General features: G+C 71.7%; 15 protein-coding genes and 2 pseudogenes. 10 read left to right on the forward strand and 7 right to left on the reverse strand.

What is annotated here, in order from left to right:
* Window positions 1–138 precede the first annotated feature (138 nt).
* Window positions 139–465, forward strand: a complete 327-nt coding sequence (locus AB0F56_RS01245) for a hypothetical protein (RefSeq protein WP_362002727.1) — start codon at window positions 139–141, stop codon at window positions 463–465.
* A gap of 35 nt (window positions 466–500) precedes the next feature.
* Window positions 501–1,517, forward strand: a complete 1,017-nt coding sequence (locus AB0F56_RS01250; protein ID WP_362002728.1) for a DUF6745 domain-containing protein — start codon at window positions 501–503, stop codon at window positions 1,515–1,517.
* 79 nt (window positions 1,518–1,596) lie between these two features.
* Here AB0F56_RS01250 and AB0F56_RS01255 read toward each other — a convergent pair whose 3' ends face one another.
* Both AB0F56_RS01255 and AB0F56_RS01260 read right to left on the reverse strand, forming a co-directional pair.
* Window positions 1,597–2,226 (reverse strand): TetR family transcriptional regulator C-terminal domain-containing protein, encoded by a 630-nt coding sequence (locus AB0F56_RS01255; RefSeq protein WP_362002730.1) that lies wholly within the window; start codon window positions 2,224–2,226, stop codon window positions 1,597–1,599.
* Between the two features lie 91 nt (window positions 2,227–2,317).
* A complete protein-coding gene (locus AB0F56_RS01260; RefSeq protein ID WP_362002731.1) occupies window positions 2,318–3,496 on the reverse strand; it encodes a Glu/Leu/Phe/Val dehydrogenase dimerization domain-containing protein in 1,179 nt (392 codons plus the stop codon).
* A 106-nt stretch (window positions 3,497–3,602) separates the two neighbouring features.
* On the opposite strand from AB0F56_RS01260, the gene AB0F56_RS01265 reads away from it, so the two are divergent.
* A complete protein-coding gene (locus tag AB0F56_RS01265) occupies window positions 3,603–4,832 on the forward strand; it encodes an MBL fold metallo-hydrolase (protein WP_362002733.1) in 1,230 nt (409 codons plus the stop codon).
* A 341-nt stretch (window positions 4,833–5,173) separates the two neighbouring features.
* On the opposite strand, the gene AB0F56_RS01270 is transcribed toward AB0F56_RS01265, so the two are convergent.
* Window positions 5,174–5,623: a hypothetical protein gene (locus tag AB0F56_RS01270; protein ID WP_362002735.1), complete on the reverse strand. Its 450-nt coding sequence runs from the start codon at window positions 5,621–5,623 to the stop codon at window positions 5,174–5,176.
* A gap of 336 nt (window positions 5,624–5,959) precedes the next feature.
* Here AB0F56_RS01270 and AB0F56_RS01275 point away from each other — a divergent pair, with 336 nt between their 5' ends.
* On the forward strand, window positions 5,960–7,426 hold the full coding sequence (locus AB0F56_RS01275; RefSeq protein ID WP_362002736.1) for a membrane-associated oxidoreductase: 1,467 nt from the start codon (window positions 5,960–5,962) through the stop codon (window positions 7,424–7,426).
* A 180-nt stretch (window positions 7,427–7,606) separates the two neighbouring features.
* Here AB0F56_RS01275 and AB0F56_RS01280 read toward each other — a convergent pair.
* Both AB0F56_RS01280 and AB0F56_RS01285 read right to left on the reverse strand, forming a co-directional pair.
* Window positions 7,607–7,726, reverse strand: a pseudogene (locus tag AB0F56_RS01280) (transposase); the annotation flags it as partial.
* A gap of 102 nt (window positions 7,727–7,828) precedes the next feature.
* Window positions 7,829–8,245: a DUF2199 domain-containing protein gene (locus AB0F56_RS01285; protein ID WP_362002738.1), complete on the reverse strand. Its 417-nt coding sequence runs from the start codon at window positions 8,243–8,245 to the stop codon at window positions 7,829–7,831.
* Between the two features lie 124 nt (window positions 8,246–8,369).
* On the opposite strand from AB0F56_RS01285, the gene AB0F56_RS01290 reads away from it, so the two are divergent.
* Window positions 8,370–8,891 carry a GNAT family N-acetyltransferase gene (locus AB0F56_RS01290; RefSeq protein WP_362002739.1) on the forward strand — a complete coding sequence of 174 codons (522 nt, stop codon included), beginning with the start codon at window positions 8,370–8,372 and terminating at the stop codon, window positions 8,889–8,891.
* A 230-nt stretch (window positions 8,892–9,121) separates the two neighbouring features.
* Here AB0F56_RS01290 and AB0F56_RS01295 read toward each other — a convergent pair whose 3' ends face one another.
* Entirely contained in the window at window positions 9,122–9,328 is a 207-nt protein-coding gene (locus AB0F56_RS01295) for an alpha/beta fold hydrolase (protein ID WP_362003196.1), read from the reverse strand.
* Between AB0F56_RS01295 and AB0F56_RS01300 the strand changes: the two genes are divergently transcribed.
* Together AB0F56_RS01300 and AB0F56_RS01305 are read left to right on the forward strand one after the other, a co-directional pair.
* On the forward strand, window positions 9,309–9,557 hold the full coding sequence (locus AB0F56_RS01300; protein ID WP_362003220.1) for a hypothetical protein: 249 nt from the start codon (window positions 9,309–9,311) through the stop codon (window positions 9,555–9,557). The two genes, AB0F56_RS01295 and AB0F56_RS01300, sit on opposite strands and share 20 nt — an antisense overlap.
* A 116-nt stretch (window positions 9,558–9,673) precedes the next feature.
* Window positions 9,674–10,000 carry a hypothetical protein gene (locus tag AB0F56_RS01305; protein ID WP_362003222.1) on the forward strand — a complete coding sequence of 109 codons (327 nt, stop codon included), beginning with the start codon at window positions 9,674–9,676 and terminating at the stop codon, window positions 9,998–10,000.
* On the opposite strand, the pseudogene AB0F56_RS01310 reads toward AB0F56_RS01305, so the two are convergent.
* Window positions 9,994–10,146: pseudogene (locus tag AB0F56_RS01310) on the reverse strand (helix-turn-helix transcriptional regulator); the annotation flags it as partial. The gene AB0F56_RS01305 and the pseudogene AB0F56_RS01310 overlap by 7 nt on opposite strands.
* Between AB0F56_RS01310 and AB0F56_RS01315 the strand changes: the two are divergent.
* From AB0F56_RS01315 to AB0F56_RS01325, 3 genes are all read left to right on the forward strand, one after another.
* A complete protein-coding gene (locus tag AB0F56_RS01315; protein ID WP_362002740.1) occupies window positions 10,099–10,578 on the forward strand; it encodes a LysR substrate-binding domain-containing protein in 480 nt (159 codons plus the stop codon). The pseudogene AB0F56_RS01310 and the gene AB0F56_RS01315 overlap by 48 nt on opposite strands.
* Window positions 10,460–10,864, forward strand: a complete 405-nt coding sequence (locus AB0F56_RS01320) for a LysR family transcriptional regulator substrate-binding protein (protein WP_362003198.1) — start codon at window positions 10,460–10,462, stop codon at window positions 10,862–10,864. Before AB0F56_RS01315 ends, AB0F56_RS01320 begins: the two co-directional genes overlap by 119 nt.
* A gap of 574 nt (window positions 10,865–11,438) precedes the next feature.
* The gene (locus tag AB0F56_RS01325; protein ID WP_362002742.1) at window positions 11,439–13,313 is read left to right on the forward strand and encodes an ATP-binding protein; all 1,875 of its coding nucleotides are present in this window, start codon (window positions 11,439–11,441) and stop codon (window positions 13,311–13,313) included.
* Window positions 13,314–13,319 lie beyond the last annotated feature (6 nt).

Genomic DNA, 13,319 nt, shown 5'->3' on the forward strand with positions numbered 1-13,319 from the left:
ACAACGCGGGGCGCGGGGGCGGTCGGAGGCCGTTGCCGAGGTCGTCGTCGAGGCCGCTGTCGAGGTCGTTGTCAGTGGCTCCCTCTAGCGTCGAATACGTGGTCGACACAGACCGTGCCCACCACGGAGGGGAGAGCCATGTACCGGCAGGGAGACGTGCTGATCGTGCCCGTCACGGAGACGGCGGTGCCCACGCACGCCAAGGACGCGGCGGGGGAGCCGAGGGACGCCAGGGGGCGGCTGGTCCTCGCGCTCGGCGAGGTCACCGGACACGCCCACGCGATCCCGGGGCCCGGACGACTGGTGCGCGAGCCCGGACCGTTCGGCCCGTTCCTGCTCGAACTGCCCACGGGCGGCCGGGTGGTGCACGAGGAGCACGCCCCGATCCCGCTGCCGAAGGGCTGGTACCGGGTCGTGCGGCAGCGGGAGTACACACCGGGCGCGTACCGGATCGTCGCGGACTGACACAGAGACCTTCGCAATTACCGACAGGGGGAGAGATGAACGGGACACCGACGACGGTGGACAAGTGGCGGGCCGTCGCGGCCGCCACCGGTGCGGCCGACCGGGCGGCGGCGGAGGCGGGGGTACGGCTCGCGTACGCCACGGCCGGGCTCGCGGCGCCGGAGCGGATCGTCTGGGCGGCCTCGCCCCGGGCGGCGGTCGCGCTCCTGCGCGGACTGACCGACGCGGGCGCCTCGGTACGGGACGAGGTCCGCACCCGGCCCTGGGCGGAGGAGCGCCGCAGGGTCCACGACGAGCTCGGCCCCCGGGGCTGGACGGCGCTGTGGTCGAGCACCGGGGCGCCGCTCTGGGACACCACGCGGGCCCTCGCGGACCGGATACGGGCGGCGGTGGTGGACGAACTCGGCCCGTCAGGTGAGGACGAGGCCGCCGCCCTGCGGCTCGTGCTGCTCGACGCGGTCCTGGGCCAGCACGACGCGGCCTGGCTCGCGGCCTTCGACGGGCGGGGCGAGCGCCTCGCCGGGCTCACGGCGGTCGCCGAGAACGCGGGCTGGTGGTGGCCGTACGAGAAGGTCGCCGTGGTGTGCGAACGGCCCGTCGAACTGCACCGGGACGAGGCCGGCCGGCTCGACCGGGGCGACGGCCCGGCGCTGGCCTACGGCGACGGCTTCGCGCTGCACGCCTGGCGGGGGATGGCCGTGCCGGCGGAGTTCCTCGCCGAACTCGGCGGGCTCACCCCGGAGCGCATACGGTCCGAGGAGAACGCCGAACTGCGCCGCGTGATGCTGGAGTTCTACGGCTACGAGCGCTACCTCGCCGAGTCCGGCGCGCAGCCGGTTGCCCGGGACGAGACGGGCGTGCTCTGGCGGATCGAGCTCGTGGACGACGAGGACGTGGTCATGGTCGAGGTGGTCAACGCGACGCCGGAGCCGGACGGGACCTTCCGCACGTACTGGCTGCGGGTGCCGCCCCGCACGAGGACGGCCCGCGAGGGCGTCGCGTGGACCTTTGGCCTTGCGGAGTCGGCGTACGAGCCGCTGGTGCAGACGTGAGGGGGTGAGGGTGGTGCCGTGGGCGGGCGACGGGCGGTCGTGGCTCGTTGGGTGAAGGCTCTACGCCGTCAGTGGGGCCCTACGCCGTCGCCGGGGGACTAGTCGACGAGTCCAGGGACGGGAGGCCGAGCTCGCGGGCCAGGGCGGCGTCGGCCCACTCCAGCATGGCGGCGCGGGAGAGGGACCCGGCGTACGACGTCATCTGGACGGCGAGCCCGTCCAGGAAGGCGGTCAGCCGCCAGGCGGCCGCTGCCGGGTCGGCGCACGGGAACTCGCCGGCGGCCGCGCCCTCGGCGATCACCCGGGTCAGGGCGGCCTTCCATTGCTGGTCGAGCGCCCCGGCGACCTCGCGGAGCGCCGGTTCCCGCAGGCAGGCCGCCCAGCCCTCGATCCAGAGCCGCCAGCCCTTGGCCTGCCCGGTCGGCGCGTACCACCGGACGGCCGCCCGCAGGCGGCGCAGGGCGGTGGTCCGGCGGCCCAGGAGCCTGCGCAGATGCTCGAGGTCGGCCTCGGCGGCGTACGCGAACGCCTCCGCGACGAGCTTCTCCTTGGTCGAGAAGTGGTAGAGCACGAGCGCGTTGCTGACCCCGAGGGCGCTGGCGACATCGGCGATCCGGACGGCCGCCACGCCCCGTTCCTCGATCTGCTCGACGGCGGCGCGGAGCAGCTCATCCCGCCGCTCCGCCACGCTCAACCGCACTCTCGCCACGGCGGTCAGCCTACACAGACCATGCCAGGGACATGATCATCTTCGCGCCGGGTCGGGGTGGCGTCCGGGCCGCACCTCTGCCGGTCCCCGCTCAGTACCAGCCGTACCGCTCCGCGATCTCCGGCAGCCGCTCCTCGACCAGCGCGTGGGCCGCGGCGCGCGGCGCGGAGCCGTCCGCGTCCGCACGGTCGAGCATCCGGCCGACCAGGGCGCGCATGGCCTCGCGGATGTGGGCGAAGGCCTCGTCCGGGTCGGCGCCGATGTCGCCGAAGAGGGTCCACCACCACCAGGCGTTGGTGGCGGAGTTCACCACGACGTCGGGCAGGACCGTGATCCCGCGGGCGAGGAGGAGCTGCTCCGCGTCGGGGAGGACGGGCATGTTGGCCGCCTCGACGATCCAGCGGGCGGTGATCCTCGCCTGGTTCCGGGTGTCGATGGCGTACGAGACGGCGGCCGGGACCAGCACCTCCGCGTCGACGGCGAGCCAGGCGTCGCCGGGCTCCTCACGGTCCCCGGGCCGCAGCGCGGCGCGGTCCACGGTGCCGTGCGCGTCGCGCGCGGCGAGGAGCGCCTCGACGTCCAGGCCGTCCGGGTTGGTGATCGTGCCCCGTACATCGGCCACCGCCACGATCGTGAGCCCGGCCCGGGCCAGGAAGCGGGCCGTGGCCCCGCCCATGGTCCCGAAGCCCTGCACGGAGACCCGGGTGCCGGGGTACGGCCTGCCGACCCGCTCCAGGGCCACCAGGACCGATTCGGCGACCCCGCAGCCGCCCGCCAGCTCGTCCAGGCCGATCCCGTCCACCTCGGTCTCGAACGCGTCCGCGAGCCTGCGGCGGGCCCGCGCCTCGTCGTCCAGGAGGGGGTAGACGGCCTGGATCGAGGAGACGAGCCCCGCCTCGGCCGCCGCCCTGTCGACCAGGTCCTGGGTCAGGCCGAGGTCCTCGCCGGTGGTCCAGAAGCGTTCGATGTAGGGGCGCATCGCCCGCAGGTAGCGGACCAGGACGCCGTACGCCTCGGGCGAGCGGGGATCGCAGTCGATTCCGCCCTTGGCGCCGCCCAGGGGGACGTACCGGCTCTTCGGGTCGTAGTGCAGGGCCTCCTTCATGGTCATCCCGCGCGCGAGCCCGGCCACCTCCGTCGCCGTGCAGCCTTCGCGCATCCGCAGCCCACCGCTGCACACGCCACGCACCAGCCGGTCGATCACCAGATGACCCTGTCGGCCGGTGACGGGATCCGACCAGGTCAGCGAGATCAGAGGGGCGGTAGTCATGGGGGGGTTCTCCGAGGGGATGCGGCGAGGGATCCGGCGAGGGCGCTACTGAATGACGGTTCAGTATCGCGCATGCTCCGGCCGAGAGCGGCGCGGGCCGACCATAATGGAACGACCCCGACCATCAGGAGGACCCGTGACCGGCACCGGCTCCGACCATTCGCTGCGGGCCAGGCTGCGCGCCCTGCGGCCCGAGGCCTTCGGCGCGGATCCCGCCGGCGAGCGCCTGGAGCGCATCCGCCGCTCGCCGAACTTCGCGGACGGCGTCTTCCAGAACCCCGTGGCCGCCCGGCACCGGCCCACCGGCTCGACGGTCGAGTTCGCGAAGATCTACTTCCAGAAGGAGGCCCGGACGCGCCGGGCCCCCACGGGCACGATCCCCGTCCACGCCACCACCCTGGCCGATCTCGCCAAGCCGCCGGTCTCGGGCCTCCGGATCACCTGGATGGGGCACTCCAGCGTCCTCGCGGAGATCGACGGCCGACGGGTCCTCTTCGACCCGGTCTGGGGCGACCGCTGCTCGCCCTTCGCTTTCGCCGGTCCCAAGCGCCTGCACCCGGTGCCGCTGCCGCTCGCCGCGCTCGGCCCGGTCGACGTGGTCGTGATCTCCCACGACCACTACGACCACCTCGACCTGCCCACGATCAAGGCGCTGGCGGGCACGGACACGGTCTTCGCGGTGCCGCTGGGCGTCGGCGCCCACCTGGAGCGCTGGGGAGTGCCGGCCTCGCGGCTGCGCGAGCTGGACTGGAACGAGTCCACCGAGATCGGCGACCTCCGGCTGACCGCGACCCCCGCCCGCCACTTCTGCGGCCGGGGCCTGCGCAACACCCAGCACACCCTCTGGGCGTCCTGGGTCGTCACGGGCCCCGAGCACCGGATCTACCACAGCGGCGACACCGGCTACTTCCCCGGCTTCGCGGAGATCGGCGCCGCGCACGGCCCCTTCGACGCGACCATGATCCAGATCGGCGCGTACAGCGAGTACTGGCCGGACATCCACATGACCCCCGCCGAGGGCGTCCAGGCCCACCTGGACCTCCAGGGCGGCCGCCCCCACGGCGTCCTCCTCCCGATCCACTGGGGCACCTTCAACCTGGCCCCGCACGCCTGGGCGGAACCGGGCGAGTGGACGACCGACGCGGCCGAGGAGGTCGGCCAGGCAGTGGCTGCGCCCCGCCCCGGCGAGCCGTTCGAGCCCGGGGACAAGCTGCCCGAGGACCCGTGGTGGCGAGCCGTCTCCCAGCCGCTCGCCCGACCGTGGCGCCGCCCGGGCCGTGCCGAGGTCGCGACCGAGCCGCGCAGCGACGACCTCGACCTCGCGGGCGAGCGCTGACGACTCTTGCTGTAGCAGGTGGTGTGTCAGGGCGCGCCGAGGTGTTCGACGTGGCCTTCCGATGGGTGGTGGGCGGGCCGGCCTGGGTTGAAAAGGCCGTCGCCGATGATGAGGGTGCGCAGTTCGGCGGGCGTGGCCACGGGACGCTGTGCCTGGTAGGCGCGTACCCACCCTGGCGGCGCTGGCCCAATGGGTCGCTGGGGAGCGCCGGCAACACAGCAGCACCGAGGGCCGTTCCTCCTGGTACCGCAACGGTCTCTGCTGTGACGGGAGGCACCTGAGCGAACCTCCGAAAGACTGCGCAGGGAGCCCACACGTCCGGGCCTCCCGCCGTCGGGCCGTCAGGGGTGGTCTTGGTGACTCCTGTCGAGGGCCGCGACAAGGTCCTCGAGGATGCTGACGAACTCGGGAGCGGCGATCTCCGCCAGGAAGACTTTGTCGGCATGCTCGGGATGCCTGAGCAGATGTTCCGCGCGCCGGAACTGCAGCGTGATCATCAACCGGTCACCGTCGCGGAACAAGTGGGTGGTTGCGTTGTCGGTTGTGGGTCCCCAGTCCAGAACCCGGTGCCGGCTGCGGAGCTCGTAGTCCGCCTCGGTCTCTTGGTCATGTCCCGCGTCCAGCATGAGGCGGCGGTGTGCGGCGATCGGGGACAGGCCGGCGAAGGGTGGGGGAAAGCCTGCGGGGGAGCGCAGTTGGGCGATCGTGTCCAGCACGGCGTGGCGGAACTGCGGGGCGAAAGCCATGTTGTCGTCGCAGGTCAGCCACTCCCCGGCGACCCACAGGTCCACGCGCCGCAGTGCGTGGTCCCACTCACCAACCTCCGCGGCGAACCTCTGTGTGTCTCCAAGAGCTACGGTCACGCCGGGACGGTCGCAGGTTCAACACCCGCACGCAAGCAAGTTCGGGGGCGTCGAACCCTCAACCGGAGTGCTCTGAGAAGTGGTGAGCATCTGCTGTCCGAGGTCCTCGACGCTGCTCGAGACGTGGTGAAGATCGTGATGAACTCGCAGTTGATAAATTGGGGGCCGGGCTCGGTGCCGGCCGGGCGGGACGGGGGATTCGAGCGGAATGGCGTTCTCTGTGCGGCAAGGGACAGCTCGAACGCAACACGTCAGAGTCCCGGCGTGAGCGAGACCGACGATCTGACGTCGGCGGAAGCGCGTATATGGCGGGCCTTTCCGCGAGGCGAGTCCGTGGACTTTCGCGCTGCCGAGGACGCGGATCCGGCGCTCGCGAACGCCTGGGGCGCTGAGCGGACCGTGCGGGCGAGTGTGCTGCGGGCACTGCTGATCAAGGCTCCGCAGGAGGAGGGAGAGATCCCCGCGCTCAAGATCACTGGGGCGCGGATCATCGGCGTACTGGACCTGAAACACGCCAGGATCGATGCCGCCATCCGGCTGAGTCACTGCCGATTCGACGGCGTTCCCGACCTGCATGGTGCCCAGCTGCGCGAGCTCGATCTGAGCAAGTCGGCTCTGCCGGGCCTGACCTCGGCGACCTTGAGGGTCGAGGGCGTGCTGCGGATGACAGGCTGCCGTATGCGGGGGCCGGTGCGGCTTGGCGGGGCGCAGATCTCCGGGGCGTTGTTCATGGAGGAGGCGGAGTTCACGGCGCCGGACGACTCCGAGCCGGTGCTTCAGCTCAACCAGGCCGTGATCGGTGCCGACCTGTGGGCGCCCGAGATGCGCGCGAACGGACAGGTACGGCTCACCGGCGCCTCCATCGCCGGGCGGATCAACATTCAGGACGCCGAACTCAACCGGCCCGGTGGCACCGCGCTGGACGCACAGAACCTCAGCGTGGGAGCCCATGTACGGGCGCGGCGCGTGCGTACGCAGGGCGGGGTCGAGCTCCGGGGCTCGCGCATAGCAGGCCGTCTCGACCTGCTCCACGCTCACCTGTCGCATCGGGGCGGCACGGCACTGCGCGTCAGTAGCTGCGTCATCGGTGAACTCTGGCTGCTCGGTGGCGATCGCATCGAGGGTGCCCTGAATCTGCGGCGTTCTCGCATAGAGATCATGAACGTCGAACCGAAGATGCTGCCGGACCAGGTGTTCATCAGCAATCTCACCTACACCGTACTCACCCCGCACGAGCCCGCCGAGAGGCGTCTTCCGATGCTGGAGCGGGACGGCGACCGTTATGAGCCGTACGGCTACGAGCAGTTGACGGCGGCCTACCGCCACGTCGGTGATGACGACGCGGCCCGACTCGTCCAGCTTGCCAAGCAGCGCCGTCGGCGCGCCGCGCTCACCTGGTACGGACGACTGTGGGGGTACCTCCAGGACGGCATCGTCGGCTACGGCTTCCGCCCGTTGCGCGCGGCCGTCTGGTTGCTGTCGCTCCTGGCCATCGGGTCGATCGCGTACGGCCTGGACCACCCCAGGCCCGTCAAGGCGGGCGAGGGGCCAGCTTTCAACCCCGTCTTCTACACCCTCGACCTGCTCCTGCCGATCATCAGCTTCGGCCAGGAGTCGGCATTCGCCCCCGTCGGCTGGCACCAGTGGTTGTCGTACGCCCTGATCATCACCGGCTGGATCCTGGCGACGACGATCGTCGCGGGCGTGACCCGTACGGTGAGCCGCCAATGACCCGCTCGGCCGGCCGGAGCCGTGTGCAGGGTGGCGATGCGGGCGCGGACCACCTGGTAGGTGACGGGCGCGTTGTCGGCGAGGAGTTCGCGGTGGAGGTGGGTGACGCTGGTGCATTCAGCGGCGAATCGTCGTTCCAGGTAGGACTTGTAGGGGATCGGGCAAAGGGGCCATCCGCGCGGCGAGGTTCGATGCGTCTCGGTCGGGCAGCAGGTCGATGGGTCGGCGAGTTTCGACGTCGACGAGGACGGTGCAGCAGTGGCGCCCTTTGCGGGTGGCGTACTCGTCGACACCGACCACCCGAAGGGTGGGGACCTCCGGCTCCGCACGTGCGTCGGCCCCGCCGGCCAAGAACTCAACCAGCACCACAACCCTGCGAACAGGGCCATGCCAATGGGGCTCTCAGCCTCGGATGAGCAAGTCTGCGAGGTCCCTCACGCGGCTGGTGGTGATGCCTTCGCGCTGCTCGATCGCGAGGGGGCGGTCGGTAGGTTCCACTTCGATCAGCGGGCGCTCACCGACGGCGCGGGTGTGGACATGGGTCTTGAGGAGGAGTGTGGAGTGCGGGTAGGAGAACGTGTCGCCGCTGTCGCGCACCGGTATCTCGATCAGGCCGTGGACGAAGAAGTGCCGGCCCTTGATCACGCATTGGTCGGCGGTCAGCTCACTGTCCCGACGCCGGGAGTACCGAGGCTTCCACGCCGCCGGAGCCGGAGCCCCATAGGACAGCGGCGGACCGTCCCTGTGTTCTGTGCAGCACGCGCACGCGTGGTGGTGATCAGCAGCCACGGTGCCGAGCCCAACGAGCTGGTCGGACATGTCTTCGGGTGGCTAGGCGGTGGCTGCTGCGGGCCCAGGTTGCCGGATGCGTGGCCTGTTGGGCTTCCAGGACGCCTTGGCGGCTGCTCGATGGAGGGGCGGACCGCTGTGCGAAGATCGCGGCGTGGATGATCTGCGCTTTCGTCTCGCCGAGGATGTCGACCTTGGCTTTGTCGTGCGGCTGCGCGACGATGCCGCCCGCTGGATGCTCGGCCAGGGCGTCACCGGGCAGTGGCGGCCCGGGGAGCTGGGCGAGGAGCACTTCCGGCGGATCATGGAGCGCGGGGAGGTGTGGCTCGCCGAAGACGCCGGGCGCGTGGTCGGGGCCTGGGAGCTCTGGTGGGAGGACGAGGACGCCTGGGGGCCGCAGCCGCCGACGGCCGGTTACGTGCACCGGCTGATGGTGGACCACAGTCGTGTCCCGGCCGGGACGGGGCGCCGGCTTCTGCGTGTCGCGGAGCGGCGCGTCGCCGAGGCGGGCCGATCGCTGCTACGTCTGGACTGCCTGGCCGGCAACGAGCGCTTGACGGCGTACTACCTCGACGCCGGCTACACGGTCGTCGGACACAAGGAGGGCAAGCCGCAACCGGGCGGTACGCCGAAGTCGTTCACGCTCCTCGAAAAGTCCGTACGGGACGCCCCATGACCTCCTTGGCCACCGCCCAGCGGTCCGGCCGTGAGCGGTCACCCGGGGGATTCGAATTCCGCCGCCGCTGGGCCTGTTCGGTGGCGGGAGCGGTGCCGGGGACCTGCTGGCGGACGGGGCCTTGCAGCCGGGGGCCCCGCGTGTAGTGTCACTCGGCCAGGGTCGTCGTACAGGGCGTCCCCGACCTCGGCAGGTTCCCCTTGGCCGCCGAGGTCGGGGACGGCCCCGGGTCAGGTCGCGGCTCGGGCTGGGGCCTCGATCAGGCGGGTCGTGGTGCGGGGGTGGCTGATCATTGCCACGTGGGACGCGCCTCGGGCCTCTACGACATGCCGGGCGCGGGCCCGGTCGTAGAAGAAGCGTTGCAGGGCGGGCGGGATGGCCTTGTCGGTGTCGGCGACCAGTCCCCAGGAGGGGATCGTGCGCCAGGCGGCGCCGATCGTGGTGTCGGTGAAGCAGGTGGCGCTGAAGGGCCGTTGGGTTGGCCTGCATCAGGCGCGTCGTGGCGACCGGCAGGTCGGCGGCGAACGCGGCCCGGAACTTGTCGGGCTCCAGGTACAGGTCGACACCCGTCGTACCGTCGGCGGCGGCGTAGGGGACCGGGCGGGTCGCGGCCTCGATGATGCTGCCGGGGTACTTGTTGATCAGGACATGGTGGCGCCGCCGTAGGAGTGGCCGACGAGCACCACGGGGCCGCTGATCGATCTGACGACGCCGGCGATGTAGGCCGCGTCCGTGGGCAGGCTGCGCAGCGGGTTGACGGGGGCGATGGTCGGGTAGCCGGCGTGCTGGAGCCGCTCGATGACACGCTCGCCCGTACGGAATGGGCGGCGCGGACGGCGAACGTGGTCTTCCCCAGCCCCGCGGAGCCGGTGATGAGCCCCACCACGCCGACACCCGGCGAACTCTCGACGTACACGAGCTCGCTCAACCAGATCAGTTCCTCCGCCCGACCGGTGAAGTCTTCGACCATCCGGGGCAGTTCACACACACCGCTCTGCCGCGCCCAGTGGTCCCGCAGCCGGCCGTCGCGCGCCAGCTCGATCAGCCGGGTGCGATCGCTGTCGTCCAGCTTCAGCGCGTCCGCCGGAGCGGTGACGGTCCGGGCCTGAGGGCCCTTGCTCCGTCCGCGCTCCATGTCCGACAGGGTCCGGGCGCTGACGCCCGAGACCTCGGCCAGCCGCTCCAACGTCAGCCGCGCCGCGCGGCGGTGGTCACGGAGCACTTCCCCGAATGCCGACCGGCCCGTTCCGTCCATGTCACTCCTCAGCGCGCCGGGGGCAATCTGCCAACAGCCTCGGCACACCGGCCTCGTACGTCCATTCCTGGAGTTCGCCGAACGGTCCGGTCTGCTCAGCGGCTCGTTCGCGCTGGGGACCGTCGGAAGCCTCGAAGTCACCACCATCCCCAAGTTGCTGGGGAGTACCACCGGCGGTACCCCCAGGTCGCGGTGACGCTCACCGGGGCGTCGAGCCCGTCCCTCCTCGGAAAGGTCCGCGACGGGGAGATCGACGCGGCCGTGGTCGCCGGACCGCCGGAGGGCACGCCCGCCACCGTGGCCGCGCGTGCTCCTGGAGGACCGCATCGTCGCGGTCCTCCCCGCGAACCGTCCGATGACCCTCGAGGAGGCGGTCCGAGGCCCGGTCATCAGCTACGGCCGCGACAGCGGCGTGCACGCGTACATCCGTGAGGCCTTCACGGCCAAGGCGCTGCGGCTGGAGGTCGCGTACGCGACGAACGACGTCGCCCTCCAGGTCGCGCTGGTCGCGGAGGGCATCGGCATCGCCCTGACCTCCCACGCGAGCCCGGTCCTCGCCGCCGACGCGCGCTTCGTCGTCGTACCGCTGGAGCCGGCCATCCGCCTGCGGAAGGTGTTCGTCTGGCGCGGTGGCACCCGGCCGAGCGCGCCCTTGCGGGCCTTTCTCGACCTGTGGACGGAGCTGTCCGACCCGCACGAGCCGACCCTCGCCGAGTAGGGCTGGTCGGAGCGGCGCAGGAGCGGCGACCTGCTTCTGCATGTCCCACGTGGCCTTTCACGGGCGGCAAGCCAGGCCCAGGGAGTGACGCTCCATCAGTGCCTGGAGCAGGGGATCGCGGCTTCGTCAGTACTCCCGCGGGTGTCGATGCGAACGCGAATGCGAATGTGAACGGTGAAGGGGAGTTCGCGGGGCACGGGTGAGCCTCCCGCGCGGCCCGGAGCGGAGGTGTTCGCTTCGTTGTGCGAGCGGGCGTGGGTCGATTCCGGTCACGGCCGGATCCTGCCGGCGGGGGAGGCGTACGGAAGGTCGGGGGAGGCGTACGGACGCTTCCGTCGCCCTTCCGTTCCGTGCCCCCGACACGCTCGTCGAGTTCCGGCCATGTCTTCTCGGCCTGTCGTGCGAAGGCTGATACCAGAGTGGGTCTCGTCTACGGGTAAGTTTGCCAACTGCGCACCGCACATGAACGGTTGACGTCTAGAGTGGGTGGTTGGTGATCATCGGTAGCCTCGACAGACCCACGTAAGACACCCCCCGTAGTACGCCGCATCCTGGGCACGTACCAAGGACACTCATGTCTCAACTTCGCGCACCCGCCGCGCGGTCCGAACGCCGTGAGGGCGGGCGGCACGGCCGGTCAGGCGCCCGTTCCGCTTCCGGCGCGGGGGCTCCCAACCCCGCGCAGCACCCCGCGCCGCTCCCGACCGAAGCACGCATACGCCCCCAACTCCTTCGTACCTCCGTACTTCCCGCCGTCGCGGTCGCACTCGGTGGCGCCGCCGCCGTCCTCTTCACCCTCCGCTCCACCGGAGCCAGCCCCACCCCCGGCCTCTGGGCCGCGCTGACGGGCGCCGCGGCCCTCACGGTCGCCTCCATCACCGCGGCCGCGCTCGGCGCCGACCGGGCGGCCAAGGCCGTCCTCGACCGCTGCAACGCCCTGCGCCGCTCCAGCGCGCGCGGCCAGAGCGAACTGCGTACGGTCGTCGAACAGTTGCGCAGGGGCGAGGGTGCCCCGGACCGCCCGGTCACCCCGCCGACAGCCGTCTCCGGAGACGAGTTCGACCTGCTCGCGCAGGAGCTGAACCGCTCGCACGAGGCCGCCGTGGCGGCCGTGGTGCAGGCCTCCCGGCTCTCCAGCAGCGTCGGCAACGAGCAGAAGGTCGAGGTCTTCGTCAACCTCGCCCGTCGTCTCCAGTCCCTCGTGCACCGCGAGATCCAGCTCCTCGACGAGCTGGAGAACGAGGTCGAGGACCCCGAGCTGCTCAAGGGCCTGTTCCACGTCGACCACCTGGCCACCCGCATCCGCCGCCACGCGGAGAACCTCGCCGTGCTCGGTGGCGCCATCTCCCGTCGCCAGTGGTCGAACCCGGTCACCATGACCGAGGTGCTCCGCTCCTCCATCGCCGAGGTCGAGCAGTACCCGCGCGTGAAACTGGTCCCGCCGATCGACGGTACGCTCCGGGGCCATGCCGTGGCCGACGTCATCCACCTGCTCGCCGAACTCGTCGAGAACGCGACGTTGTTCTCCGCGCCGCACACCACGGTGCTGCTGCGCGCCCAGTACGTCACCGCCGGCCTCGCCATCGAGGTCGAGGACCGCGGCCTGGGCATGCCGGTCACCGAGCAGAACAAGATGAACGCGCTCCTCGCCGACCCCGACCAGGTGAACGTGGCCCACCTGCTCCAGGACGGCCGCATCGGACTCTTCGTCGTCTCCGCGCTCGCCCGCCGCCACGGCATCGCGGTACGGCTCCAGTCCAACATCTACGGTGGTGTCCAGGCCGTCCTCGTGCTGCCCCAGGGCATCCTGGGCGCCGACCCCGAGGGGCTCGCGCGCAGCGCGAACCAGACGGCCCAGATACAGCAGGTTCCGCAGGTCCAGCAGGCACCTCAGGTCCCGCAGACGCCTCAGGTGCAGCAGGTTCAGCAAGCGCCCCAAGCGCCCCAAGCGCCCCACGCGCCGCAGATGCCTCAGGTTCCGCAGGCTCCCCACGTCCCGCAGGCGCCTCAAGCACCCCAGCACATGCCTCAGCGCGTGCCCCCGGCCGTCCACAGGGTCCCCACCGCCCCGGCCCCCGCGCCCGTACCGACGCAGGCCCCCGCTCCCGTGCCCTCGCCCGTGCGGGCCTCGGCCCATGGGGCGGAGCACGGGTCGGCCGCGCTCCCGCACCGGCCGCTGACGTACACCACCTCCGCCCCCGCGATCCCCGTCCAGCAGGCGGAGACCGTCGAGCGCGCCCAGCCCCCCGGCCGCCCGCTGCTCCCCAAGCGGCGTGCCCAGGAGCACCTCGTCCCGCAGCTGCGCGACGAGCCGGTGGCGCGCAGGCCCGAGGAGCACGCTCTGCACGACCCGGGTCTGATGGCCGCGTTCCAGCGCGGTATCGGACTCGCCGAATCCCAGCCCGCACCCCAAGAACCGCCGCGTCCCGGTGACGCGCACAAGGAGTAGATGCAC

The organism is Streptomyces sp. NPDC026092 (assembly GCF_040638605.1).
In the GTDB taxonomy this organism is placed as follows: Bacteria; Actinomycetota; Actinomycetes; order Streptomycetales; family Streptomycetaceae; genus Streptomyces.